Source organism: Methylobacterium sp. 092160098-2 (assembly GCF_028920805.1).
Taxonomy (GTDB): Bacteria; Pseudomonadota; Alphaproteobacteria; order Rhizobiales; family Beijerinckiaceae; genus Methylobacterium; species Methylobacterium fujisawaense.
This window is the reverse complement of sequence record NZ_JAQPZJ010000001.1, coordinates 1,897,122-1,923,109: the sequence shown is the minus strand read 5'-3', so window position 1 is coordinate 1,923,109 and position 25,988 is coordinate 1,897,122. Positions and strand designations below refer to the sequence as shown.

Sequence of the window (25,988 nt, the reverse complement as noted above, 5' to 3'; positions counted from 1 at the left end):
GCTCGACGCGCAGCCCAGGCCTAAGCCGCCATTATCAGAGGCTCGACAGCAGCCTCTCGGGCCAGCGTTAAAGGCCACTGCGAGTTAGCTAGCAGCGATCGGGTAACCGACGTCCCGTTTTCGACAGCAAAATCATGGAAACGCTCGTGCCAGCATGGCTGAACTCCGCGCTGTCGTCGTTAGGTCGAGTTCTTGGTCCAGTAGGCAGAAGGTTTCTCGCCCGACGGGGTGCAGAGCAGGGGCTTCCGTCTACTTCACCTGAATTTGACGAAGCACTTGATGTACTATCGGGAGGCGATGGCCTTCTTGGGAAAGCCTTCACCGGGGCCAAGGCCTGGGCAAGTGAGGTCCCTGTTGCGTTTAAGGAGCCTAACTTTCAACTTTGGGCCCGGGACCTAGCCACCAGAGAGGTTTTCGTCCGAGCCGCAACGCGGCGTTGGCAAAATCTACCTTCTAATCCAGAGGACGAGGCGACAGCAATCAAACGCTACGCCGTGCTCGCCTCAGATGCGCAACAGCGGGCCTACCGTCCCTATGAAGACGCGATCAACTTTCTAGTTCTCTCCGTTCAATCGGTACAGTCGGCAAGTGAGCGAGCGGCGGCCCAAAAAGGCAACGCCGACCGTAAGGTTATTGTCGATGCCATCGCTTCTCAAGGCGACCGTATCGACGCTACGCTTACGAGGATGTTCGAAGGAGGCAGTTCTCGGCTCGAGCCACTAAACATCCAGGGCCCGACTTACACAGCTGATGAACTTGCTGAACTGTCCAGCGAACTCCTCTCATGGCCAAGCGATATAAATGGTCATGTTATGCCTCGGCCGGAACTCGATGAGCTTGAGGAACGGCTTACCGCGCCACAAACAGAAAAAGTAGGCCGGAGTGTTCTTCTGTTTGGGCCGCCAGGATCAGGAAAGTCAGCCGTTCTTGCCACGCTTGGTAAGCGTCTCCGCGCTCGCGGCGCAACTGTTATTGGCATTAAGGCAGACGCTTTGCCGGCGGATATAAGCACAGTTGCTGACCTTGGGCCCGCACTTGATCTTGGCGAAGATATTGTTGCGGAGATTAGTGCCCAGACAACTCGGGGTGCTGTTTACGTTTTAATCGATCAACTTGATGCTGTGGCCTCACTCATCGACGGTAGCGGCGGTCGGTTGCGTGCGCTTGGCTCCTTGGCGCGCCGCCTCCGTGCTTGGCCGGAGATTCGAGTAATAGCATCGGTTCGACCCTTCGAGTTCGCGGCCGATGGTGGTTTTCGTACAGCGTTTCCTGAAGCTGTTGTTGATCGGGTGGATTTATCACTCCCAGCTCGGGCGGACGTCAACGAAGTTCTGACGGCGCTAGAGCTCAATCCTGCCGAGATCCCCGCAGCTCTCGACGAAGTCATCCGAGTGCCTCAGGCGCTACGAGATATCGTAGCTGCCCGGCGTGCAGGGTTCGCGTGGAGTGCCATGGCGACGTGGCGTAGTACACAAGCGCTTCGCTTTGATCGTCTCGTCGCAGTTCACCCAACGCTGGGGCTCGACCGCCTGATCGAACATTTGGTTGGCGCGCTTCGAAGCACCGGCACTTTGTGGTCTGCCTATAGCAGTCTGCCGCTCGGAAGCACGCAAGCTGTCGATCGACTATGTGCTGAGGGGATATTGCGCCGTCGCGATGAAAGCGGCCTCGTGGGATTCGCCCACCAGACCTGGGCCGAAACGCTTGATGCGCGACTAGCCCTGGCGCAGGGCGATCTAGCGACTCGCGTCATCGAAGCAGGCAAAAATTTGCTCGCTCGCCCTCAAGCGTTAGGTGTTCTTCGTTATGCGCGCGAGGCAGCGCCCGATATCTACGATGCTGCCATCAAGGATTTGTGGAGTAAGCCAGAGCTCAGGCGTCATCTAAAACACCTCATACTTGACCTGGCAGCGGCAGGAGATGATCCGACCCAGGGCGAACGACACATTGTGATTGGCGTAGTAGCTGGAGACGACAGCGCGCTTGCCGAGCGGGCTTTGCGCTTGAGTGCAGGCAAACCGAAATGGTTTGAGCTTCTACGGGGACCTGTATCTGACCGAATGGCAAGCGTGGCGGATGAAAGGGCGCGTAGCGTCTGGCCATGGCTTTCATCTAACGCGACCAACAATGGCATCGAGGTTCTAGACCTGCTTCACCGTCATTGGCAAGGGCACCCGAGCCATGAAAGGCTTATTCCTCATGTCTTAGAGCATCTGGAGACATGGAATGACCGGGCCTATGAACTTTTCCGCGGCGCCCTCGTCAGTTCTCTTCAAGTAAACGTGTTTTCGGTCGGAGCCGTGCGACAGCAAGCCAAAGTCGGACGGCACGACGTCGCGGCAAAGCTTGTCGGCTTATTATTTGACCAAATTGTTACTAGAATCAAATTAAGAATAGGTTCGGGCGTAAAAGTTGACGCGAAGTTCGATGCTTCGGATGGTGATGACGGTTTGACCGCCGCTTTTTCGAGGCTGCAAGCTGAACATGATAGGTCTGTTTCATATCAGCTCGCAAAAGAACTTAGAGAACTCCACGGTCTCTACGATTTTGCAGAAATAGTTCGCAAATCACCAAAGCCATATGTCGATGAATTATTGCCGAGATTTTATGATATGGGTTCTACTGACATGGCAGAGCTTGCGGAAGAAGATTTTCGCGAGCTTCAGAGCGCCGGCAGGCAAGCTGCTAAATACGATCTTCAATTAGTTGAGGGGCTTAGAGTTGGGCTTGAGGAGCTTTCTCGTATTGACCCGCCCGCCTTCTGGGAAGCTATATCGCGCATCGCACCCGGGAATCAGCTCCTAGACCGCCTGATTGCTTCAGCGCTAGCGGTGAATATCGAAGTTAATATAACCAAAAGTCTTGATTTTTTAGAAGCTGACAGGTGTCGGTTGAGGCTGGGTGATCGGTTTGAGAACGATCAAGGAGATACGTTAGATTTGATTTCTGCGCTGTCTGCCTGCGCTGATCAGCAAGCAAACGATCGCCTCGTCGCGTACATTTCCAGTTGGAACGAGTACGAAATAGATTCGGCGGATGACGTCAAACACAGACGAATGACCCGTTATTGGAACCGACTTCATCGTGCGCGCTTGTTAGAGTGCCTAAAAATCGAGCGGCTCTCAGGACCGTCTCGCCGATATGTTCAAGAAGAACTTCGAGCAGTACCTGCGGCAGACCGAGTGCGGACGCGTTCAGTTTCCGGTTGGGTGCATTCGCCTATGTCAACTGACGGAATGGAGCGCGCGAGCGACGAACACTTACTTAGGCTATTTTCAAAATTGCCTGATGGTGTTGAGCGATGGCATGCGGATTCGGCAAGAACATCTCTGGTTGGCGGCAGCCGCGAGGCTTCAATGGCCTTTGGCGAACTAGCAAAACGTCAACCGGCGCGGGTGCTAAAGCTTATAAAAAGATTTTCGCCACAAACTCATCAGGTTCCGGTAGGCGCAGCGCTTCGAGCGATATCCGAAACAAATCTGATTGACCCCGGCGAAATGTTGGTGGCTATTGATGAGGCGCTTAGCCGGGGTTTCGACGGCAACAGCTTCCGGCACGACGTGATTTGGGCTTTGCATCAGATAGTCCAGAAGCTTCCTGGTCTTGAGGACCGCTGGGTTAAAGCGCTCCTTTGTTGGATGCGCCCATTTGATGTGGCCGGAGCCCAATCAGAATTGATTGACACTGCATATGAGCCGCGCAAAAGGCCACTACCTGGTACCGTGCTATTCGAAAATGGGCGCCTTCGACTGGCTTCTGGCGGCGAAAACTCGACCATCCTTCGTGTTTGTTCGCTTGCGATTTTGCGACGAGAGCCTCGGGATTACTCGATTTGGTTGGACATGCTAGAAGATCATTTGGAGAAGCCGGAGAGTAGCGCAGTCTGGGGCGATCTAAGTATACTGCTGGGTCAACTCGCTTGGGCCGATCGGTCAAGAGCATCCAGCTTTGTCGCTGCATTGATGAAAAGCCAGCCGGAATTTCGTGACAGCGAGGATAGTGCTCGCTTAATCGCGAGGCTGCTACGCGTCCTTCCGCAGTCCACAATCGATGATGTACTTTCAGCATGGCGTGCTTCTGACTGGCCACTTGCATCAATTGCGATTGGAGAGATCGAAGCTCTACGGGCAGCACTCTTTGGCCCCGGTAGAAGCGTCGAAGATTGGCTTGAGCTCGCCTCGGCCGGGCCGGTATTTTCAGATGTAGTGGCTGGTGTGGCTAACGTAGCCGTCGCGTTTTGGGATGAGGCTGAAACAAAGCCAAGGGTATGGAGTCGTCGTGTTCTTCCCTTTCTAGCAACTCGTCAGGAGCCGCGAGTAGCACAAGCATGTGTTGATTTCTTCCGACGGGTTGCGCCGTGGCCAGCTGAGGATGATACGCGCCACCTACTTAGGGTCTTTTCTAACAACCCAGTTGCCCTTCAACATGCATCGGCTTCACTTGCGGATGATCGCTTAGGCGATCTTCTGGAAGATCCGCTGGCTCACGAGGCAATTCTGGATTTTATGGAAGCGTCAATCAGATCTGCCGATCGCAAACTGGCAGATTATCGCGGCACTGGACCGATGCTCGCCCGAGGCCTTATTCCGATCGTTCTTACGTTGCATAGGGAAGCCAATTTTAGAGAGCGAACTCTTGGCTTGTTCGAGAGCATACTTGACGTCTTGCCTGACGAGACAGAGGGTCTATTAAAGGAACTGCAATAATCCGGGGGTCGGCCGTCGCCAAACGTTCTTGCCCCTCGACTCCTACTGCCATCTGGCGCGCTTACACTTCGGTCAGGCCACGGCTCGGCGGCGTATAGCCGTCGCGCTCAAGGTCCGGCAGCGTGACGCCCATATCGGCTGTCATACCGCCCCGACCCCGGACCTTGATGCCTGTGGCCCGCATCCCTGCCCGGTGGAGGCCGGTCACTTCGATCTGGCCGTGGAATCCCATGTCGGCGAGCCGGTCCACGTGACGGCCGAACTCCTCGACGTGGGCGCCGATGCCGCCTCGGCCGTTGCCGGCAGCACCGATGCCACCCGCCGGCGCCTCCGGTATCTCTAGGCCGCTGCGGGTGATCGACCGGATCGACCCGTCCGGCATCTTCATCGTGCCGTTGCCGAGGTCGAGGCCTTCCTTGCCGTCGAGGCCCTTGATCAAGCGGGGTTCGCCGGCACCGGCCGTCTCGGTGGGCGCGCGGCGCAGGCCTTCGAGGTAGGGGTGCCGGAACTTGTAAGCGAGGCCCGGGTACTTGGGCCGCTCGAAATCGCGGATGCCGTAGGCAAGCGCACCCTCGCCGCCCTGGGCACCCATGATCCGGTCATAGACGGGACGGTACTTGCCCAGCATCTCGTTTCGGAAATGCCGCTGCTGCGCCGCCACGTTGCGCCAGTCCACGCCCATCTTGGCGGCTGTCGCTTGGAGCGCCCGAAAGCGATCTAGGCGCCACTGGCCCGTCCCGAAGGCCGTGCCGTGATCGCCCACCGCGCCGGGGTTCAGGTTGATACCGCTCTCGCCCTGCATCATCGCGACCATGGCGCGCGCCTTGTCTAGCGGCATGCCGAGGCCGCCGAATGCAACATCCGACTGCAGAAAGCTCAGCCACGAACCGACGCGCTCCCGCCCACCCGGTGCGTAGGAGGCTCGGTAGCTCTTGCCACCGACCACAGCGTGATAGTCGCTGCCGAGGCCGCCGCCGCTGCCCGCGCCACGGACGATCCCGGCAACGCCACCGCCGCCCAGGCCATCACCCACACCGCCGCCGCCGCTATAGCCACCCAGGCCGCCGTTACCGCCGCCGAAGCTGGCCTTCTGGATCAAGCCCCCGCCACCGGCACCGCCGCCCATGCCCTCACCAGGCATGAAGTGGATCGGGACGAAGATGCCGGCTCGAAACTGCTCGTTCAGTCGCTGGAATAGGGTCTTGCCCTCCGCCTCGACCTCAGGGGCCTTCTCCTTCACGCCCTCGGCCACGCCCTTGCCGACCTTGGTGCCGGCGTCCTTGCCGATCTCGTCGGCCTTCTTGCCCAGCACCATGTCGGGCAGGTTCGGATCCAGGGCGCCGAGGAGCCCGCGTCCAATCCCGTCCTTGGTGAACTCTGGCATCTTCAGGGTGTCGTAGTGCTGGGCCAGCTCGGCCAAGCCGCCGATCGCCGTGATGCCGAGCGCCCCCTTCGCCAGCCCGGCGATCCTGCCGCCCTTCTTGGCCGCGTCCGGCAGGCCGCCGCCGTTCACCGCCAGCTTCGCGGCGGCCAACTCCAGAGATGCCGCCGACTTCGTGAGAGCCAGCGCCGAACCCATCAGGCCCAGCGTGCCGGCCGCCTTGGCGATCTTCCCGCCGACCACGGTGACCGACGTTCCGAGCGCGACGATCTTCGGGTCCAGCTCGGCGATGTGCTGCTGAAAATCGGCGATGGCGGTGGCCGCCCGTGTCAGCAACCCGCCGCCCTCGCCGTTGTTGTCGAGCGACCGGCCCATGGCGGTCTCGACGTTGAGCCGGGTGTTCTCGATGCGCTTCTGCGCACCGTAGAACCCGCCCATGACCGCGTCGCCGATCGACTTGGCGAACCCCTCTGGGGTCTCCGCGATCTTCTTGCGGTACTCGTCGAACAGCTCGGGCTTCTGGGCGATCGAGCCGAGCTTGCCACCATGCTCCCGGGTCACCAGCGCATTGAGCTGCGCCTGGGTCGGGTGCGCGTTGATGACTGCCCGCAGCAGTCCCTCGGTGTCCACCGATTCTGCCGCCATCTTGTAGAAGTCGCCGACCGTCTTCGCGATGGCGTGGGCGTCGGCCGCTTTGAGCTGACCCTTCTTGTTCTTGTCGAAGCTCTGCCCAATGATTCCGGTGGCGTCGGCCGTGAACTTGTCCCGGTCGAGCAGGGCGTCGGGATCGTTCATCAGCGCCTGCAGCCGCTGCATCTGCCGGGGCGTCATGTCCTTGCCGAAGCTGCGCTTCACCGAGCTGCCGAGCCGATCGGCGTTCAACGCGTCCGGCATGCGGACGAAGTCCTGATACCGGACCCCCATGGCGTCGAGGGCGGTCAGACCCTGCTTCGAGGGTGCGATGAACTTCGAGGAGATGCCGCGGGCCGCGGTGCCGGCCTCCTCACCGGAGTAGCCGGATTTCCGCAGCAGCGCGAAGATGGTGTCCATGGTCTCGATCGAGAACCCGGCCCCGGTCCCGGTCGCGCCGCCCATCTTGAACGCGGCCTGGATGTCGTGGTCCTCGAGGCCGCCGACCTTCGCGGTCTTCACCGCCAGATCGACATTGCGGCGCATGACCCTCTTTGCCGTGGCGGCATCCTCGATGTGCTGGTTGGTCGAGAACACGATGCCTTCGAGGGTCTTGGCCGCGCCCGGCAGATCGACGTTCATCGCCTGGGCGTAGTCCTTGATCTCCTCCACGAAAGGCTCGACCAGATCCTTCCGGACCCCGCGGCCGGCGAGCGTCCGCTGCGCGTGCAGGACCTGGATGTCGTTGAAGGTCGAGGAGCCGCCAAGCCGCACGGCCTGGTCGATCCGACTCTGGCGCTCGGCCGGCGTCAGCCCCGCCATGGCAACCTGCCGGCGGATCTCCATGTCGAACTCGGCGTAGGTGTGCTCGGCCGCCTTGGCCGTGGCGTCGATCTTCCCGCCGACCACGACAGCACCCGCGGAGACCAGCCCTCGGCGAGCTGCAGCGCGCTCTTGGTTTACCACGGCCTGTTTGGCGGCGAGATCCTCGACGGCGACCTGGCGCTTGAACGCGGCCGCAGCCTGATCCGTGCTGCGGGCCAGGGTGCGCTGCTGCTGCTCGACGCGGGACAGATCCACACCCAGGCGGGAGGCTGCGCCCTCGGCTGCCCGGAGTGCCGCCGTCTCCGCGCTGAAGGCCGCCGTCAGGGCCTTGGTCTCTCCGACGGCCGCACGGTGCGCATCGCCGAGGCGTCGGACCTCGGAGGCGAGCCGCGCGGCCTGCGCCGCCTGGTCGCTGCCCTTGATGAACGTCTGCGCCTTGCCGTACTCGGCCGCGGCCTTCTTGGCCACGTCGAACTCTCGGGCCAGCCGCGTCGCCTCCGCGCCGACCCGCTGCATGCCACGGACCGTGGCCTCGAGCGGCTTACGGGCATCCATCACGTCGGCTGCCGCCTTGGCCGCCTTCGCCTGCTGCTCCCAGGCCTTGTTCAGCTTCGCGGCCTCGGCCGTGTACTTGGTGACGTCGAGACCTTGCTGGATCGCCTTGGCAACCTTGGCCATCTCGGCCTCGACCCGCGACTCGGCGGTGATGAGGAGTTTGGCCTCGATGGTCTTGGATGCCATGGTGGGTGCTCCTCAGTGCGTTCCGGGGGCGGTCGGGATCGAGGAGCCGATCTCGGCGGTCGCCGCCCCCATGGCGACGGTCGCGGCTGCAAGCGCTGCGGTCTGGCCGTTCACAGCGGCTTCGAGGTTGGTGAGGGCCTCGCGCGCCGCATCGGTGTCGATCTCGCCGAGCTGCCGGAACACCGTGCTCAGGATCTGCTGCGACGAGTTCGGCTCGGGCTGGGCCGCGAGCACGGCGGACGCTCGGGCGAGGGCCACGCCGACCTCGGAGCGCAGGGCGTAGGTAGCGGGCACCTGGATGTTGCCGGCCGCGTCGATCGAGAACACGGCCTGATCGCCGGCGAGCACGACCACGGCCAGATGGTCCCAAGTCTCGGCCGGTGGCGGGCTCGCCTCGGCCTGCGGTGCGGGTTTGGGGGAATCGGTCAATGTCGCGTCTCCGGATGAGGATGGACCGGGATCGCCCCGACCCAGGAGGACACCGCGTCGACCGTCCGCAACTCGGGCGCCTCGCGGAGCAGCAGCACCGCCGTGTCGGGGGAGAGGTCGAGGCGCAGAGCCAAGGCGAAGGCGACGAGGCGGCGCTCCTCGGCCGCGGCCTCCGGCGCTCCCATGATCGCGTCGATCCGGGTGTCCCGGCGGAGACGGTAAGCCTCCGCGCGGTCCGCGGCGTCGAGGTCGTGCATTTCCGCGAGGGTCAAGCCACGCTCCGGAGTGGGAGGGACGCGAACGGGTCCTTGGATTCGGTGTCGCGCGGGGTATCGTCCACCATCTCGAAGCGCTCGAGCACCGGCCGGGCGAGCTCAGCAGGCTCGGGCAAGTCGCGCTCGAGATGCGCGAGGGCGGTGTGGGGACTGCGGAACTGCTCGGCGGTCACGAAGTCCTCGCTGTGGACGTCGAAGGCCGGCAGGCTCACGGTGTTCAGGAGCGAGGCCGCGGTCCACGGCGTCGCAATCGCCACGCGATAGCGGGTGCGCGTGAAGCGGCGGCGAGTGCACTCCAACGGCGATCCGGTTCGATCGAGGCTGCCGGTGCTACCGACGTACAGATACCCCTTGCCGGCCTTTCTCTCTGAGGCCTGAACGTCTTTCTGCTGATCCTGTCGGAGTGGCTCGACGCGGCCGTCGATCACCCAGAGCGTCACCGTCTCCTGGCTGACGATCTCCTCGGGGACGTGAACGAGGCGGCGCAGCTCGTCCTCGACTGGCAGGATGGCGCCGAACTCCTCCTGCAGGGGCTCGGCCTGCTCGCGGGCCACCTCCGCTTCGGCGAGGTCCCGGAGCAGGCCCCGCAGCGCCAGGGCGTGCCGGCGGTACTCGGCCGGGAGGCGCTGGCGGATGGCGTCGCACTTCGCCACGGCATCAGCGTGCTGGGCGCGGCGTGCGTCCCGGTCACCGTTCACGACGTACTGGACCACCGGCTCGAAGAAGATACCGTTCCCTACGGCAAGCTGAGCGTGGACCTCGAAGACGAGCTTGTCGCGAGAACAGGCGCTGCCGGTGCCTCCTGAGATCAGGTTGGCCTGACAACCCCGCCGCAGCCAGCGAGGCCGTGTCGGGCGCCCGCGGCCCATGCCATTTGACGCCGCCATGGGGGGCGCCGCCGATCGCGCCGGCATCCGTCTGCGGGCCCGCCTCGCCCGTGACGGTCTCGACGGCGCTCGGCGACAGGGCCTCGGCGGAGAGAGGGGCAAGGAGTACGAGACAGCCTCGCCGAACCCCGAGCCGGGATGAGACTCTGCGAGAGATGGCGGAAGGTGCAAACTGCATCGGCGAGTCGTCTCGGTATAGCAAGGACATCCGAAGTGATGCCCCAATAAAGAATCATATTGTTTATATTTTTTGGGAAAAGATCGCTTGTGTCCCCTCAGGCAAAGAACTTATGCGCAAACGATATCGTCGTTCAAGAAAACAGAATGCCATTTTACTTGAGGCGACGAGGCTAAGATTCCGCTTCGTCGAGGGCGGGTGGAAGGACTCTTCGATTGGCCTGCAGCGCCTCGGATCTGCGCACCGGACGCACTGGGGGCGAGGGTCGGCCGGTTGGAATGTTGTTCGTGTGACTTGCTTCGTCGGCGAGCGGCGTTGCGTCGGGGGCGCAGATCCTCGCTTGAGCCGCCATTTTTCGATCGCGGCGCGTTCAGCGCGCTACCGGTCCGGCCGGTGAAGCGCACGACCCTCGACCTGGAACGATGTCCATGTTTCCTGGTTTCGAGATCCCTAAATATTCGCCCGTCTCAAGTGCAGTTCTGTTCGGCTGGTTCAGAAGCACCTTGAGGCTGCTGCCGAAGAGCCGGCACTTGGATTTTGGCCCTGGCAGCAAGCGTGACCAGTCTCGACCTTGGCCCCGACGGACCGGACCGTGCACGCCATCGTCGTGTGACGGCGCGGCTCAAAGCCATTCTGCTCGATCTTCGACGCTGCCGTCCTGTCCTGGGGCGACAAGCGTCACCATGGGACAGGTTCGCGTTGCGCAGAGGGGCCCGCCCGCAACGATCCGTGGGGCATATTGGCTGGTCTCGGTTGGCTGCCGTTGTCATGCGCGCAAGCCGGCGCACGCCGTCATGTCGCGTGCCGCTTTCGGGCACTGCCTTGGGGGACTTGGACGACCCAAATGGGCGCGCATCCGTCGACCGACACGATCCGGGCGAACGGGCGAACTTACGGATTCGGCCGCCGAAAGCCGATGGGCAGGAAAGCACCCAACCCAGTCATTCTGAAGCGCCCACGATCCGGCGGTCATGGCCGGAAGCAGAATTCCCGCTTTGTGAACCTTATACTTGGGACGCGGACCTTTCATCGTTCCGCGATGGATTGCTTCCATGCCTGACCGGCGCGTGCCCATGGCGGAACCGTCAAGGGGGGCTCGCAACGGTCGAGATCGCGAGGCCCCGCAGGAGTAGCGCTAGGTCGCGGGCGACATCGCCGCCGCGGGCGCGGACTTGCGGTCCATCGCCGAGACCACGAACGCCGTGAGGAATGCCAATGGCATCGTCACGATCGTGGGCGGATCGATCGGGAAGATCGGTGCGGCGTTTCCGAGCACCTTCACCCAGACCGGCGGGCCGAGAACCGTCAGGACGGTCGCGCCGACGAGCCCGGTCACCCCTCCCGCGATGGCGCCCCGGGTCGTCAGGCCGCTCCAGTACAGCGCCAGGATCAGCAGCGGCAGGGTCGAACTGCAGCTGACCGCGTAGGCGAGGCTGATCATGTAGGCGACGTTCTGGGTCTGGAAGGCGATGCCGAGCAGTACCGAGATGATGCCGAGGCCGACCGTGGCGAGCCGCGAGGCGCGGATCTCGCTGCGCTCCGTTGCCCGGCCCCGGCCGATGATGCGGGCGTAGAGATCGTGCGAAACCGCCGAGGCTCCCGTCAGCGTCAGTCCTGCGACCACCGCCAGGATCGTGGCGAACGCCACGGCGGAGACGAGGCCCATGAGCGTGTCGCCGCCCAAAGCGTGCGACAGATGGACGGTGGCCATGTTGCCGCCGCCGCGGATGGCGCCCTTGGCGTCGAGATAGGCCGGGTCCCCGCCTATGATGGCCAGCGCTCCGAAGCCGATGACGAAGATGAGGGCGAAGAAGCCGCTCTGGCACATCACCGCCCAGAACACCGACACGCGGGCGGCACGGGTATCCGGGACGGTGAAGAAGCGCATCAGGACATGCGGCAGGCCTGCCGCCCCGAGCATCAGGGTCATGCCAAGGGAGATCGACTGCCACACGCTGCCTGAATAGACCTGGGGCATCATCATGGCCGCGTGCTTCGGATGCACCGCTATGGCCTGGGCGATGAGGCTGTCGTAGTCGAATCCGAAGCGCGCCAGGATGAGCAGCGCGATCGCGACGCCGGCGGCGAGCAGCAGCGTCGCCTTGACGATCTGCACCCAAGTCGTCGCCACCATGCCGCCGAACATCACGTAGCAGATCATCAGCGCGCCCACGAGGATCTGCGCGTAGAGATAGTCCAGCCCGAAAAGCAGCCGGATCAACTGTCCCGCCCCGACCATCTGGGCGATGAGGTAAAACATCACGATGACGAGGGTGGCGATAGCAGTAAAGATGCGGATCGGCGTTTCCGACAGGCGCGTCGCGAGGACGTCGGCCACCGTGTAGCGGCCGAGCTTCCTCAATCTCTCGGCCACCAGGAAGACGACGAAGGGCAGGCCGGTCGCGTAGCCGACGGCGAAGATCAGGCCGTCGAAGCCGGAGGAGCAGATCAACCCGGCGAGGCCGAGGAGCGCGCCGGCGGATATCATGTCACCGGCCAGCGCGATGCCATTCTGGAAGCCGGAGATCTGGCCCCCGGCGGCATAGAACTGATCGGCGGATTGAGCGCGCCGGGCCGCCCAGTAGGTGATGCCCAGCGTCACGATGACGATGCCGACGAACATTCCGATCGCCGCGGCGTTCAGGCCGCCGCCGGGATCGCCCGCGAGCGCCGGGGCGGTCGCGCCCAGGAGCAGCAGGGTGGCCAATAGGGATCTTCGCATGGGGTCGCCTCCTCAGCGCGCGGTGAGACGGTTGGCGAGCAGGACGTAGAGTCCCGTCAGGATCATGGTGGACAGGATGGCGAGGAGGCCGCCGACGGTGGCGACCGTCACGGCCATCCCGGGCGCGATCGGCCGCGTCATGGTGGCGGGCGAAACGATGAAGGTGCCGACGAAGCTGCCGTAGATCACCGTTTGAATGCACGCCATGATCCATCCGAGTCGGGCCTGCGGCAGATCGTTCTTCGGGACTTCGAGATGTGTTTCCTCTGCTGACACCGTTCGACCTCCGGCTTCGACGCGTTGATGTTGGATCGGGCGTTTATTCGGCAGCCTTCGATGCGGCATCGGCGACCACGTGGCCGAATCCGTTGTTGACGCGGCTGCGTTGATACTTGTTGAGCCAAGTTTTGAACTGGACGGGCAGCATGTCGTAGGGGCGCGCCTCGCCCAGAACCATCGCCGCGTAGACCGGCCAGTGGGGGTTCGCGAGCATCGGCCTGCCGAGCATGACGATGTCGACTTGGCCCTCCCTGACGATCGACTCCGCGAAGACGGGATCAGCCAGGTTCCAGTTCGCGGCGGTCAGGACCCCCGCCTCCTTGCGGATTCGCTGCGCCGCCGGGACCATGAAGCCCTCTTCGTCCCACGGCGTTTGGGCGCGGCCCGAGTTGCCGCCGAAGGAGACGTCCACGAGGTCGAGTCCCCGGGGCGCGAGGAGGCGAGCCAGTTCGACCGACTCGTCGATGGTCTGGCCGCCGGGTGCGAATTCCGTCACGCCGAACCGCATGGAGAGCGGCAGCCGCTCGGGCCATTCCGAGCGGACGGCCTCGAAGACCTCGACAAGCAGCCGGCTGCGCCCGGCGAAATCGCCGCCGTATTCATCGGTGCGCCGGTTGGCCAGGGGCGAAAAGAAGCTCGACAGGAGGAAGCCGTGCGCGCAGTGGATCTCCAGCCACTGAAAGCCGGCGTCCCGCGCCCGGCGTGCGGCCTCGGCGTACTGGCGCGTGACGGTCGCGATATCGTCGTGCGTCATGGCCCGCGGGATGCGCGGCATGACCCCGCCGAACGCATCCGCGGAGGGGCCGATCATCTCCCACGCGTCGGGGTGATCTTCCGGCAGATGGCCGCCGCCTTTCCACGGAGGCTCGACGCAGCCCCGCCGGCCCGTGTGGCCGAGCTGGATGCCGGGCACGGCCCCGACGGTCGAGACGAAGCGGGCGATCCGGGCCAGGGCTTCACCCTGCTCGTCGTTCCAGATGCCCGCGCATTGCGTGGACATGCGGCCTTCCGGCGACACGGCCGCCTGCTCGACCACCACGAGCGCGGCGCCGCCCGCCGCCTTCGAGCCCAGATGGACCAAGTGCCAATCGTTCACGAGGCCGTCCGGCGACGAGAACTGGGTCATCGGCGAGACCGCGATGCGGTTGCGCAACGTGACATCGCGGACCCGGAGTTCGCTGAACAATGAGGACATCGTGCCCGCTCTCCACGCACGCTCCGTCCAGCCGAACATCCTGCCGGAGAAGCGAGCTATCTGCTCGAAATTGAGCCAATACAGTTGCGGAACGAGCAGTCGAATGCCGAGCTGTCCGCCAGTGATGACTTGTTCAAGCCCTAGACTGCCCTTAGCTTTGGACGGCACTCTTCCAAATTCGGGCCGGGCTCGAACAGATTCCGGACAGCGTGCAGCGCGGAGGCTGGCGGGACGTGCCGACAGGGTCGGGGACATGACGAGCGCGACGATGCAGACGCGTGACATCGGCTCCTGGCCGAAGAATATCGCGCTGGCCCGCAGCACGGGGCGGGGCTGGCGGGACATTCACGCGCAGCACGTCGCCGTCGAGCCGTGGACGGGGACGCTCGATCCGGTCGGCAATCCCTGCCTCGGCTACTGCGTCGCGCGTCCGGCCCAGATCCGTAGACGCATCGGGCGCGGCGGCGCGACCGAGGCGAGCACGTTGCGTCCCCGGCAGTTCCACCTGATCCCCGCCCACGACAAGAGCGAGTGGCAAAGACGCGGACGCTCCGAGATGCTTGCGATGCATCTCCGCCAGGGATTGATCGACGAGACCGCGCGCCAGATGTGGAGTGCGACGGCGCCACGGGTCGAGCTCGACATTCCGCTTGGAACGTCTGATCCGCTCCTCGAGCAGCTGGCCCTGGCCATCCTGGAGATCCTGCGGGAGGAGCCCGATGCCTCATCGGCGCTCTATGTCGACGAGCTGGTCCACGCGATGGTCGTGCGCCTTGTCCGGGCCTATACGGCGAACGGTCGCTCATCACGGACGGTATTGGACAACGATGCGCTGGATCGCGGCGAGATGCGGCGCATCCGCGACCTGATCGAAGAGCGGCTCGCCGAGGACCTCTCCCTCGAGGCGCTTGCCGCCGAGATCGGCGTATCCCCCCGCACCCTATCCCGCGTGTGCCTCAAGCAATGGGGAACGACGGTTCACCAGTATGTCCTCTCACGCCGTGTCGAGCGGGCCAAGACCATGCTCCTCTCGACCGACCTTGCCATCACGGCGATTGCCTTCGATACGGGCTTCTCCAGTCAAAGCCATCTGGCAACGGCCTTTCGGCGGTTGACCGGGCTCACACCGAAACATTACAGGCTCATTGGTCGATCATAAATTGTGAGTTGTTCTGACAGTAATTGTAGTGGAAGCATTTACGCCACGTTGCAAGCCGCCGGTCGGACCTGATTTCAGTATTCTTTGAGCCCGTATTCCGGCCTGTCGTCGTTGTTGCTGCAAGACTTGTGCGGCGGGAACTTGCCCGACATGGTGAGCCGCACCCGGTCGCCCTTGTTGCTGGCCTCGCGGGCCATGTCCATGTTGAAGTCGATCGCCGACACGATGCCGCGCCGAACCCCTCCTGGATCAGCTCCTCGAAGGTCGTGCCGTAGACCATCACCCGCTCGTAGAACCGGTAGATCAGCGGCTCGTTAAGCATTCGCTCTTCCGCCTCCGTGAGGCCGAGGAGTTCGGCAAGTCACGCCTCGCGTTCGCGCACCGGGCGAGGGTGACGGGCGAAGCGGTTTACCGTCGGGACTGCCGATGCCTTCCGCGCGATCCGGCGGCAGATATCCCGCCGCGTGGGCGATGGCCGCGGATCAGGCCCGGCGGGCTGGAGGCTCGGCGGCGCCGGCTGCCGCGTCCGCCTCGCTCAGGGAAGGCCGCACGACCGGCGGATGGCGCGGGTCGTACCCGTCCGGCATCGCGTCCCGCAGCGTCGTGGAGCGGGTTACCAGGAAGTCGATCAGGTGGTTGCGCAGGGCGTAATACCCGGGCGCATGGTGGAGCTGCGTGCGATCACGGTCCTTCGGCAGCGGGTTCTCGACGATCTCCGCGACCCTCGCTCGGGGTCCGTTGGTCATCAGCACGATCCGGTCGGCGAGATAGATCGCCTCGTCGACGTCGTGTGTGATCATGAACACCGTCTGGCCGGTCTCGACGCAGATGCGGCGGACCTCGTCCTGCAGGGTTCCCCGGGTCAGCGCGTCCAGCGCCGAGAAGGGCTCATCCATCAGCAAGATCTTCGGCTCGATCGAGAGCGCCCGGGCGATGCCGACGCGCTGCTTCATGCCGCCCGACAGTTCGGACGGGCGCTTGTGCTCGGAGCCCGCCAGTCCCACCGTGGCGATGGCCTTCCTCGCGCGCGCCTCGACCTCGGCCCTGGGCGCCGTCCGCCAGCGCGCGGAGACCGCGTAGGCGACGTTGCCGAGCACGCTGCGCCAGGGCAGCAGGGCGTGGCCCTGGAAGATCACCGCCCGATCAAGGCTGGTTCCTTCGATCGCCTGCCCATCCACGATGACGACGCCCTCGGACGGGGCCTCGAGCCCCGCCAGGATGTTGAGCACCGTGGTCTTGCCGCAGCCCGAGTGCCCGATCATGCACACGAACTCTCCGCGGCGCATGGGCAGCCACAGGTCCTCGAAGATCGTGGTCGTCTTGCCCCCTGGCCCCGGATAGCGGCGCGCGATCCCCTCGATGGAGATGAACTTCTCTGCGTTCGACATGCGGCTGGTCCCGGCCTGAACGGGAGCGGGGGCGGCACGGCTGGAGCGCCGCACGAAGGGAAGCAGCTTGCTCATCGGGTGCCTCATTCGGGGAAGGTGACGAGGCGCTGCGCGCGCGCCAGCAGCTGGTCGAGGGCCATGCCGACGACGCCGATCACCAAGATCGAGGTGATCACGTTGGTGATCGAGAGGTTGTTCCACTCGTTCCAGACGAAGTAGCCGATGCCGGTGCCGCCCACGAGCATCTCGGCCGCGACGATCACGAGCCAGGCGATGCCGATGGAGATGCGCATTCCGGTGAGGATGGTCGGCGCGGCGGCCGGCAGGATCACCGTGAACGCCCGGCGCACCGGCCCGACCTCCAGGGTCCGGGCGACGTTGAGCCACTCCTTCCGCGTGCTCGACACGCCGAACACGGTGTTCATCAGCATCGGCCAGAGCGAGCAGATGAAGATCACGAAGATCGCCGACAGGGCCGAGTCCTTGATGGTGTAGAGGGCGAGCGGCATCCAGGCGAGCGGCGAGACCGGCTTCAGGATCTGGATGAACGGATCGAGCGCCCGGCTCATCAGCGGCGACATGCCGATGAGAAAGCCGACCGGGATCGCCACCAGCACCGCCAAGCCGTAGCCGAGCGCCACGCGCCCGATCGAGTAGGCGAGCTGGATACCGATGCCCTTGTCGTTCGGGCCGCGGTCGTAGAACGGGTCACTCAGGTGCCCCCAGATGGTCGCCCCGACATCCAGGGGGCCGGGCATGGCCGACTTGCCGGTGGTGGCCGCCTGACCCATCAGGGCCGCGTATTCCGGATCCATCGCCTCGGTCTTGGCCGTGCCGCTCACCGCGACCTGCCAGCCGAGTAGGATCACCGCGAGGAGCGCCAGGGAGAGGATGCCGGCGCGCAGGGTCAGGGTGCGTTGCATGACTCAGCTCGCGCGCTTGATCTTGAAGGAATCCAGGTATTCCTGGGGCTTGGCCGGATCGAAGGGCTTGCCCATCACCACGAACGTCTTCGTGGTGGTTTCCGGCGGGGCGAGGCCGTCCTGCTTCATCAGCTTGGCGGCATCGGTGGCGCGGTAGACCTGCCTCGCTACGGCGGCGTAGTCGACATCGCCCTTGATCTGGCCCCAGCGCTTCATCTGGGTCAGCGTCCAGATCGCGAAGCTCTCGTACGGGAACGGGTCGAAGGCGACCCGCCGCGGATCCTTCCTGACGCTGCCGAGGCCGTCCGCGTAGGTGCCGGTCAGGACTTGCTCCACGACGGTGAGCGGCTGGTTCAGGTAGTTCGCGGGCGCGATTGCGGCGGCGATCTCCTTGCGGTTCTCCAGCCGCGAGGCGTAGGCGGTCGCCTGGAGGATGGCGCGCAGGAGCGCGGCCGTGGCGTTCGGCATCTCGCGGATCGTGTCCTGCGCGACCGAGAACGAGCAGCAGGGATGCCCGTCCCAGATCTCCTTCGACAGCACGTGGATGAAGCCGACGCCGTCGTAGACCGCGCGCTGGACGATGTTGTCCGGCGCCAGGAAGCCGTCGATGTTGTCGGCGCGCAGGTTCGCGACCATCTCGGGCGGCGGCACCGAGCGGAGCTGCACGTCGGTGTCGGGATCGATGCCGTGCTCGGCCAAGTAATAGCGCAGCAGGTAGTTGTGGTTCGAGTAGTCGAACGGGATGGCGAGTTTGAAGCCCTTCCAGTTCTTCGGGTCGCGATTGTCCTTGTGCTTGTTGGCGAGGCAGATCGCCTGTCCGTTGACGTTCTCGATCGCCGGCACCGCGAAGGGAACGGGATTCGAGCCGAGGCCGAGCGTGATCGCGATCGGCATCGGCGCGAGCATGTGGGCGGCGTCGTATTCCTTGTTCAGGGTCTTGTCGCGCACCACCGCCCACCCGGCGGTCTTGACGACGTCGACGTTCAGGCCCTGCTTCTCGTAGAAGCCCATGGGCTTGGCCATGATGATCGGCGTGGCGCAGGTGATCGGGATGAAGCCGACCTTGAGATCCGCCCTTTCCGGCCTGCCGGCCTCGGCGAACGCCTCGGCCACGAACTGCGTGGGCAGGAACTGGGCGACCGCCGCTGCGGCGGTCGCGGCGCCGACGCTCTTCAGGAAGGCGCGGCGTCCGGCATCGTGCGGGAACACCGCCCGCAGCATCGCTGCCTCGACGACGCGCACGACCGCGGCGTCGCCCGACGGGAGAGAGGCTTCGTGCGCGGCTTGGTCCGCATGCGCACCGCAGGAGCAGCCGCCGAGCCTGCGCCGGGCATCAAAAGGATTGTCGGAACGGGCCATCGAGAACTCCGGCGTTGAAGTCTTGAAATTCGCAGCAACTGTCGCGCCAAGCGCGCCGCATCATGAAATCTTCGCCTGGATCAGCATCCCCCCGCCTGGCTGGCGAAGGTCGAGACGGTGGGCCGGTGCCGGTCTCTCGGCAGCGTCGAGCCGTGCCGGATCACCGGAGCAACATCGCGAGGCCGGCACCTCCGATGAGCCTTCCCGGCACCGTGTCGAGCGGGCTCTTGCGGGTTGCACGGGCGGAGGGCCGGGGAAGCGCAGAGCGGCCGCTGCCGGCGCCTTCCGCGAAGGCCGGGACCAGGGCTCAGTCGACGCGGGAGACGCGGGAGACGCGGTAGACGCGGGAGACGCCCGCGATCGCGAACGCTCCCGTCCCGACCGTCACGGAAGCCGTCACCCTCGTCGAACAACCGGTCGAACGCGGCGCCTGGGCGGGCGACCTCAGTCCCCGCGTTGAACAGCGTGCCGCACGCGTCCTGCACCTGGAGGATGCCGCACCCGATCCCGAGCCGGCCGCCAAGACCCTCCCGGAGGTGCGGCGCGGCCGAGAGGGGGTCGGCGTGGCCGGGGGTCTCCAGGATCCACGCGACGGTCCGGCCCTGTTCGCCGACCTGGGCGATCACGCTGTCAATCACCGCCGCGGCGCGGCTCCGGGGATCGTGCATGGCGAAGGTTGCGGTATGGGTCGGTTCGTCGATGAGGCCGTGCACGGCGGGGCGCGGGGTCGTGGCCGAGAGACTGGCCTCGACCTGCCCGTGCGCCTGCGCCAAGGCGGGATCGGTTGCGTGAAAATCGTTCGTCATCGTCAGCGCCTCAGGCGGCCAGCCAGGCGGTGACCTCGCCGTCGCGCCGCTGTTCCATCGCGAGCCGGCTCTCGGTGTGCTCGACGATGTGCCAGGGCTCCCCGGGGAGCGGCGCACCGTGCAGCGCGATCGGTGTCGAACGCGTCTTCAGACGGATGACGGGTAAAGCGTGCGCGTAGCCCGGATGCTCCCGGCCCAGGATCGCGTGGGCGATGGCCTCGGCCTGGCGGGCGATCGGCTCGATGAAGCGGCAGGGTCGCCCCGCGATGCTGATGCAGTCGCCGAGCGCGAAGATGTCGGGTCCGCTCGTGCGCAGGGTCGCCGGATCGACGACGATCCCGCGGTCGAAGGCGAGCCCGGCACCGCGCACGAGCCGCGAGGGCGTGGCGAGCCCGGTCGCGGCGATCACCGTCGTGGCGACCAGAATCGTCCCGTCCGCGAACGTGAGCGCGACCTCGCCGCCCGGCCGGCGGCCGAGGCCGCGCACGACGGCGTTGGCCCGGTAGCGCACGCCCAGCCCTTCGAGTCCGGCCAGGAGCCGGCGGCCCGCCACGTCCGGCAGGAGCTCGGGCAGCGGCAGCGCCCCGATCCCGACGAGCGTCACGGCGTGTCCGGCCCGGGCGAGGTCCTCCGCGAGTTCGCAGCCGACCATGCCGGCGCCGATCACCGCGACGGCACGGGGGCCCTGTGCGAGTTCGGCGTGCAGGGAGGCCCAGGCCGCGAGGTCGTTCACGCGCCAGCACAGGGTCGGGTCGAGGCAGGCCGGCAGCGCCGGACGCGCGCCGTGGGCCAGGACGAGGGCGGTGTACCCCAGGGTGCCGCGCGTGGTGCGCAGGCTGTGCCGCTCCGGGGAAAGGCCCACGGCCACGGTGTCGGCCATCAGGCGCAGGCCCAGGCGGGCAGCCGCCGCGGCGCCCGTCTCCCGACGCAGCCTGTCCGGCGACAGGCCGCGTCCCAGCGCAACCGAGAGTTCCGGTTTGTGGTAGACGTCGCCGCCGCAGGCCGTCACCAGTGTGATCGGAACCTGGGTGTCCTCGGCCCGGATCGCCTCCGCGGCCGCCCATCCCCCGGCACCGGCGCCGACGATCACCACGCCCGGCCGGCGCTGCGCGGCCGCGGCCGCCGGCACCGGCGCGACCGGGGCCCGCCGCCGGTACGGTTCGAAGTCGGACTTGGTCACCCCGCAGATCGGGCAGGCCCAATCGTCCGGGATGTCGGCGAACCGGGTTCCGGGCGCCAAGCCGCTGTCGGGATCGCCCTCGCCCTCGTCGTAGATCAGCCCGCAGGCCCGGCAGAGGAACTGCTTCCAGGGGCCGAGGCCGTCGGTGGGTTCCAGGACGGTCATGCCCGACCTCCCACGCCGGTGCCGCTCGGCACCACCTCTCGGGACAGGCGTGCCATCTCCCAGCGCAGGTGCTTGATCGCCGGCGTGACGATGGCGACGAAGTGCGCCTCGCGGACGCGGCGCTGCGGGGCCGCCGACATCAGGTAGCCGCGCGCGCCCTGATGCAGGAGCGCCGACTGCGACGCGCGCAGGGCCAGCTCGGCGGTCTGGGCCCGGGCGTCGAGGACGTCGATCAGGTAGTCGGTTGAGCCATCGTAGGGCGTCTCGGCGAGCCGCATCACCCGGGCGCGGAGCTCCGCGAGCTCGGCCGCGACCGTGTCGGGGCGGTCATCGAGGAACTGGTTGACGTGCCCAAGGGTCTCCTCAACCGCCAGCATGGCGTCGAGGCTTCCCTCGGCCACGCCGAGCCCCATGCCGCATTGGAGCAGGATGAAGGCGCCCCGGATCCCTCCGATAAAGGGCCGGGCCGGATCGGCGATCAGGTCGTCCTGCCCGACGAAGTACTCGTCGAGCCGCACGCCCCAGGTGCTGGTGCCCTCCATGCCGGAGAAGTGCGGGCAGGGCCGCAGCTCCGCGCGGTCGCAGCGCAGCAGGAACATGATCTCGTGGCTGATGGCGTCGCCGGCGCCGAGGACGCCCGCGATGGCCCCGCAGTACTGGCCGGCGCCGATGTGGCTGACCCAGGGCAGCATGCCGCTGACCCGGTAGCCGCCGGGCACGCGACGGGCGCGCAGCAGGATCGGCTCGATCCCGGCGAACGCCTTCATCGGGTTGGAGAGCGCCGTGCCGCCGAAGGTGCGGCCCGCGACGTGGTCGTCGAGGAATGCGCCGGAGAGCGCCGGGTTGCCCGAGCGCTCCAGGTAGAGGCCGCAGACATCGTGGCACCACATCAGGAAGCCGGTGGCGCCGCAGGCCCGGCTCGCCGCCTGCATGGCGGCGATGGCCAGGCCGACGCGCGCGCCGTGCCGGTCGAGATGGACGCCGAGCGCGCCTGCGTCTCCGAGCCTGCCCATGATGTCGAGCGGGTACGCGCCGTGGTCGATCTTGCTCGCCGCCGCGCCCAGGGGGCCGTCGGCAATGGCCGTCGTCTCGGCGAGGACGGTCTCGTCCGTCCACGTGCGGCCGGCCGGGCTCGCGAACGGCGCCTCCGTCACGGAGGGCCCGGCCGGTGGAAGGGCGAGGGCGCTCGACATCGTGCAATCTCCTCAGGTAGGGGAAAGGGGGCGGGCCCGCCGGGTCCCGCCGACGCGCTCAATCGGCCAGGCCGATCTTGAAGGGGACCGGGTTGCGCAGGGTGTTGGCCACCGGCGAGAAGTGGTTCGCGTGGCGCACGATCTCGTCGAGCGCCTCGCGGGTCGCGTCGCCCTCGATGGTCACGGCGACCCGGATCTCCTGAAAGCCCATATCCTCCGGCTTCTTCTCCGCCCCGCCGGCGCCCCAGGCGGCCGGGTTGCCGATGTCGCCCTCGAGGTGGAGCTCCAGGCGGGAGAGGCGCACCTGCTTCCAGGTCGCCACCGCGGTGATTCCGACCGCGAGGCAGCCGCCGAGGGCGGAGAGCACGATCTCGCCGGGCGCCGGCGCGGTGTTCTCGCCGAACAGATGCAGCGGCTCGTCGACCACGACGGGCGCATGGTCGCCGACGTAGCTGAGGGTGCGGTACTGGCCGTCGACGACCGTGTGCACCTTGTTGGTGCCGCGCGAGCCGGGATTGCAGCGGCCCTTCTCGGCGAACTGCATCAGGCCGTCGCGGTCGATCGGACGCAGGTAGGTGGTGACGGTCTTCGGGGCGGCGCTCGCGCTCATCTGGTGTTCCTCTTCCGGCTCAGCCCCGCAATTGTCGGGGGCTGCTCGGAAGGACTTGCGCAAGGCAGATGCCAGGATGGCCGAGCCGGTGATTATCTTTGAAAATCCAGGTTTTCCAAATTCTTAGGTGAGGGCCGCGGTAATTTGATCGCCCGGTTGCGACAGTGAATGTCGACATTGTGTCGACATTGTCGGACTTGGGCGAGGCTGGTTAGGCCCTCGGCTGGAGCTTCCGCCAGCGGTAGGAGAACTGGCGCTCGGTGAGGCCAAGCCTCTGCGCGGCGCGGGTCTTGTTGCCACCCGCTTGCGTGAGGGCCAGGCGCAACTGCGCGCCATCGTGCGAGTCGGCGGGCAGATAGGGCCGAAGGCCGCCCATCGCATGGACCGGGTCTCCCCCCGACGGCACGATGTGCCGTGCCGGCCCCGGCGCAACCGCCCCCGAGACAGTCACGCCCCCAAGCATCGGCTGCAGGTCGTCGACGTCGAGAACGCCCTCGCTGGCCAGCAAGACGAGCCGCTCGATGAAGTTGGCGAGTTGGCGGATATTGCCCGGCCAGGGCTGGCGCGCGAGATGTGCGACGGCCGACCGGGTCAGGTTGACGTTGCGCTGGTTGGCCTGGTTCGCCTGCGTCAGGAAATGCAGCACGAGGTCCGGAATGTCGTCTCGCCGTTCGGCCAGGGGCGGCAGGGTGATCGGGATGACGTTGAGTCTGTAGAAGAGGTCCTCCCTGAAGCGGCCGTGGGCGACCTCGGCCGCAAGGTCCCGGTTGGTCGCGGCGACCAGGCGCATGTCGACGCGGATCTCCCGTTTGCCGCCGAGGCGAACGACCGTCCCCTCCTGCAGGGTCCGCAGCAGCTTGGTTTGGAGGATCGCCGGCATCTCGCCGATCTCGTCGAGGAAGATGGTGCCGCCGCTCGCCTGCTCGAACCAGCCGGCGCGTGCCGCGACCGCCCCGGTGAACGCGCCGCGCTCGTGGCCGAACAGTTCGGATTCGAAGAGGCTCTCTGGAATGGCCGCACAGTTCACCTTGACGAACGGCCGGTCCCGCCGGGGGCTTGCGAGGTGGAGCGCGCGGGCGAACAGTTCCTTGCCGGTGCCGGACTCGCCGAGCAGCAGGACGCTCGCGGTCGCGTCCGCGACCTTCTCGACCTGTACGAGCGCGCGCAGCAGCGCGGGCGAGGTGCCGATGATGCCGTAGCGGGCCCGCTTGATGCGCAACTCGCGAGCCAACATATCGTTGTGCTCCTCGAGCGCGCGTGTCTTCCGCTCGACCCGCTCGTTCAGGGTCAGCAACTGGCTGACCATCGTGGCGATGATGCGAAGGAGGGTGAGGTCGTCGGAGAGCGGTCGCTCCCGGTGGCGGATCCTGTGGCAGGCGATGGCGCCGACAGTTCTCTGCTCGACCCGGATCGGGAGCGCCAGGAACGACACCGCGCCACGGGGCAGTCGCGCGCGCTCGACCGCACGCCCTAGGAAGACCGGGTCATTGTCGATGTCCTGGACGATGACGAGGTGGCCATCCTGGATGACACGGCCGGTGATGCCCTCGCCCGGCGCATACCGGCCGCGGGCGACCTCTTCGCGGGTCAGGCCGTAGGAATGGGCGATGCGATAGCCGGCGCCGTCAGGGTCCTTCAGGACGATGCGTCCACGGTTGAGCCCGACGATCTCCGAGAGCAGGTGCAGCATCTCGCGGGCGACCTGGTCGAGGTGCAGGCCCTTACCGACGAGGTTCATGACCTCTTGGATGAGGAACATCTCCTGCGTGCGCCAGTAAGTGCTCGACGTTGCGTTGCCTGCCCGCTCCTCCATGGCTGATCGCACCTCAGTTGCCCGACTGCCGTCGGCAACCTGCAAGCCCTGTGCAAGGAGAGGTGCGAGACACGCCAGCACCGCATCCCCGACGACGCGCCGGATGACCGGCAACCGATGCAAAGGCTGAAAGCGGCCCGCTCCCGTCCTCCCCGGAGGCGGCGGAAGCCGACATTCCCGCGGACCCCGCCATGTCGGCGATGCTGCGGGCAGACCCCTGAGATCGGGTGCTGGATCCCTTGGGATGCGCGCTGGGCCGAAGGCGCCACGGCAGCGCCCGCACGACGGAGGCGCTCCGTCGCACAAGACAGCGCCGTCAAGACGGTGTGAGGGCCGCCGCCGGACGCTGCGGCGTCAGCCCGACGACGCCAGACGTGGCGAGCTCGGCAGACGGCGGCCGATGCGGCGAAGGGCCGAAAAGGCGATCAGCGCAAGACGACGCGCTTTGCCGATGATGTCATCGGCTATGTCCACATCGATCTCGCAGAGGTCTGGACGGGAGATGGCACCCTCTACCTGTTCGTTGCCATCGATCGAACGTCAGAGCTGGCTTTCGCCAAGGTGGACGCTGACGCGAACCGCATCCTCACCATGTCACGCCGGACGATCTCGATCGTCCAAGCCCAGAGCAGGTGCCCGAACACCTCCGAGAACACCTCATGGGCGGAAATGTCCCAGACCTGGGGCGCCCAGCCGCCCAGCGGCAGCAGGATGGCGTGGAACAGGAGGGTTATGATCAGTCCGAAGGCCAGTCCTTGCCCCAGCGTCACGAGCGGGCATGCCGTTGCGAGCAGGCAATAGAGCAGGCCGAAGACGATCGAGAAGCCCTGGTGCACCAGGGCGACGCCGTAATTGATGACGTGACCGGTGAAGACGTAGGTCATGTCCTCGGCGTTCAGGCCAAGCGCTTTGAGGATGGCGAAGGGTGGCGAGATGCGGCCGGCCTCCCGGGGCGGGAAAGGGATCTCGGATCCCCACTTGACGAAGCTCGAAAGATTTCCGCCCAGGAATCCCGCCCAAGCCGCGTATCCGTAATCGAAAATACCGTCATTTTTTGAATTTGTCCCCAATTTGTCCTCCATGTGTAATTCTATGTCGTCCGTACAATCTCCCTAGGAATTCCAATCTTCTTAAATTTGCGGAC

The 25,988-nt window shown here is 65.7% G+C and carries 17 protein-coding genes and 3 pseudogenes; 3 read left to right on the top strand and 17 right to left on the bottom strand.

Annotated features, from left to right (window positions below):
* The first annotated feature begins 134 nt into the window (after window positions 1–134).
* Window positions 135–4,706, top strand: a complete 4,572-nt coding sequence (locus PQI07_RS09095; protein ID WP_274926491.1) for an AAA family ATPase — start codon at window positions 135–137, stop codon at window positions 4,704–4,706.
* A 61-nt stretch (window positions 4,707–4,767) separates the two neighbouring features.
* On the opposite strand, the gene PQI07_RS09090 is transcribed toward PQI07_RS09095, so the two are convergent.
* The 7 genes from PQI07_RS09090 to PQI07_RS09060 form a co-directional block, all read right to left on the bottom strand.
* Window positions 4,768–8,283, bottom strand: coding sequence for a phage tail tape measure protein (locus PQI07_RS09090; RefSeq protein ID WP_274926490.1), 3,516 nt, complete (start codon window positions 8,281–8,283; stop codon window positions 4,768–4,770).
* A 12-nt stretch (window positions 8,284–8,295) separates the two neighbouring features.
* On the bottom strand, window positions 8,296–8,712 hold the full coding sequence (locus PQI07_RS09085; RefSeq protein ID WP_274926489.1) for a hypothetical protein: 417 nt from the start codon (window positions 8,710–8,712) through the stop codon (window positions 8,296–8,298).
* A complete protein-coding gene (locus PQI07_RS09080; RefSeq protein WP_274926488.1) occupies window positions 8,709–8,984 on the bottom strand; it encodes a hypothetical protein in 276 nt (91 codons plus the stop codon). The genes PQI07_RS09085 and PQI07_RS09080 overlap by 4 nt, the downstream gene beginning before the upstream one ends.
* Entirely contained in the window at window positions 8,981–9,874 is an 894-nt protein-coding gene (locus tag PQI07_RS09075; RefSeq protein WP_274927770.1) for a hypothetical protein, read from the bottom strand. Before PQI07_RS09075 ends, PQI07_RS09080 begins: the two co-directional genes overlap by 4 nt.
* A 1,313-nt stretch (window positions 9,875–11,187) precedes the next feature.
* Window positions 11,188–12,774 carry a sodium:solute symporter family transporter gene (locus PQI07_RS09070; RefSeq protein ID WP_111473522.1) on the bottom strand — a complete coding sequence of 529 codons (1,587 nt, stop codon included), beginning with the start codon at window positions 12,772–12,774 and terminating at the stop codon, window positions 11,188–11,190.
* 12 nt (window positions 12,775–12,786) lie between these two features.
* Window positions 12,787–13,119 (bottom strand): DUF485 domain-containing protein, encoded by a 333-nt coding sequence (locus PQI07_RS09065; protein ID WP_274926487.1) that lies wholly within the window; start codon window positions 13,117–13,119, stop codon window positions 12,787–12,789.
* Window positions 13,094–14,572 (bottom strand): NADH:flavin oxidoreductase/NADH oxidase, encoded by a 1,479-nt coding sequence (locus tag PQI07_RS09060; RefSeq protein ID WP_274926486.1) that lies wholly within the window; start codon window positions 14,570–14,572, stop codon window positions 13,094–13,096. The genes PQI07_RS09065 and PQI07_RS09060 overlap by 26 nt, the downstream gene beginning before the upstream one ends.
* On the opposite strand from PQI07_RS09060, the gene PQI07_RS09055 reads away from it, so the two are divergent.
* Entirely contained in the window at window positions 14,517–15,407 is an 891-nt protein-coding gene (locus tag PQI07_RS09055; RefSeq protein WP_274926485.1) for a helix-turn-helix domain-containing protein, read from the top strand. The two genes, PQI07_RS09060 and PQI07_RS09055, sit on opposite strands and share 56 nt — an antisense overlap.
* Before the next feature lie 74 nt (window positions 15,408–15,481).
* Here the strand turns inward: PQI07_RS09055 and PQI07_RS09050 are convergent.
* The 9 genes and pseudogenes from PQI07_RS09050 to PQI07_RS09010 all read right to left on the bottom strand — a co-directional run.
* Window positions 15,482–15,765 (bottom strand): annotated as a pseudogene (locus PQI07_RS09050) (cyanase); the annotation flags it as partial.
* Between the two features lie 124 nt (window positions 15,766–15,889).
* The gene (locus PQI07_RS09045) at window positions 15,890–16,870 is read right to left on the bottom strand and encodes an ABC transporter ATP-binding protein (protein ID WP_274926484.1); all 981 of its coding nucleotides are present in this window, start codon (window positions 16,868–16,870) and stop codon (window positions 15,890–15,892) included.
* 8 nt (window positions 16,871–16,878) lie between these two features.
* Entirely contained in the window at window positions 16,879–17,718 is an 840-nt protein-coding gene (ntrB, locus tag PQI07_RS09040; protein WP_043759789.1) for a nitrate ABC transporter permease, read from the bottom strand.
* Between the two features lie 3 nt (window positions 17,719–17,721).
* Complete coding sequence (locus tag PQI07_RS09035; RefSeq protein ID WP_274926483.1) at window positions 17,722–19,077, bottom strand: CmpA/NrtA family ABC transporter substrate-binding protein; 1,356 nt, start codon at window positions 19,075–19,077, stop codon at window positions 17,722–17,724.
* 80 nt (window positions 19,078–19,157) lie between these two features.
* Window positions 19,158–19,883: an MBL fold metallo-hydrolase gene (locus PQI07_RS09030; protein WP_274926482.1), complete on the bottom strand. Its 726-nt coding sequence runs from the start codon at window positions 19,881–19,883 to the stop codon at window positions 19,158–19,160.
* A 10-nt stretch (window positions 19,884–19,893) separates the two neighbouring features.
* Complete coding sequence (locus PQI07_RS09025; protein ID WP_179697506.1) at window positions 19,894–21,228, bottom strand: FAD-dependent oxidoreductase; 1,335 nt, start codon at window positions 21,226–21,228, stop codon at window positions 19,894–19,896.
* Window positions 21,225–22,421, bottom strand: coding sequence for an acyl-CoA dehydrogenase family protein (locus tag PQI07_RS09020; protein WP_179697507.1), 1,197 nt, complete (start codon window positions 22,419–22,421; stop codon window positions 21,225–21,227). The genes PQI07_RS09025 and PQI07_RS09020 overlap by 4 nt, the downstream gene beginning before the upstream one ends.
* 58 nt (window positions 22,422–22,479) lie before the next feature.
* Window positions 22,480–23,031, bottom strand: a complete 552-nt coding sequence (locus PQI07_RS09015) for an OsmC family protein (protein ID WP_043379212.1) — start codon at window positions 23,029–23,031, stop codon at window positions 22,480–22,482.
* 211 nt (window positions 23,032–23,242) lie between these two features.
* On the bottom strand, window positions 23,243–24,844 hold the full coding sequence (locus tag PQI07_RS09010; RefSeq protein ID WP_274926481.1) for a sigma-54-dependent Fis family transcriptional regulator: 1,602 nt from the start codon (window positions 24,842–24,844) through the stop codon (window positions 23,243–23,245).
* A 459-nt stretch (window positions 24,845–25,303) separates the two neighbouring features.
* On the opposite strand from PQI07_RS09010, the pseudogene PQI07_RS37855 reads away from it, so the two are divergent.
* Window positions 25,304–25,408 (top strand): annotated as a pseudogene (locus tag PQI07_RS37855) (IS481 family transposase); the annotation flags it as partial.
* A 53-nt stretch (window positions 25,409–25,461) separates the two neighbouring features.
* Here PQI07_RS37855 and PQI07_RS09000 read toward each other — a convergent pair.
* Window positions 25,462–25,926, bottom strand: a pseudogene (locus tag PQI07_RS09000) (DUF1440 domain-containing protein); the annotation flags it as partial.
* Window positions 25,927–25,988: the final 62 nt, after the last annotated feature.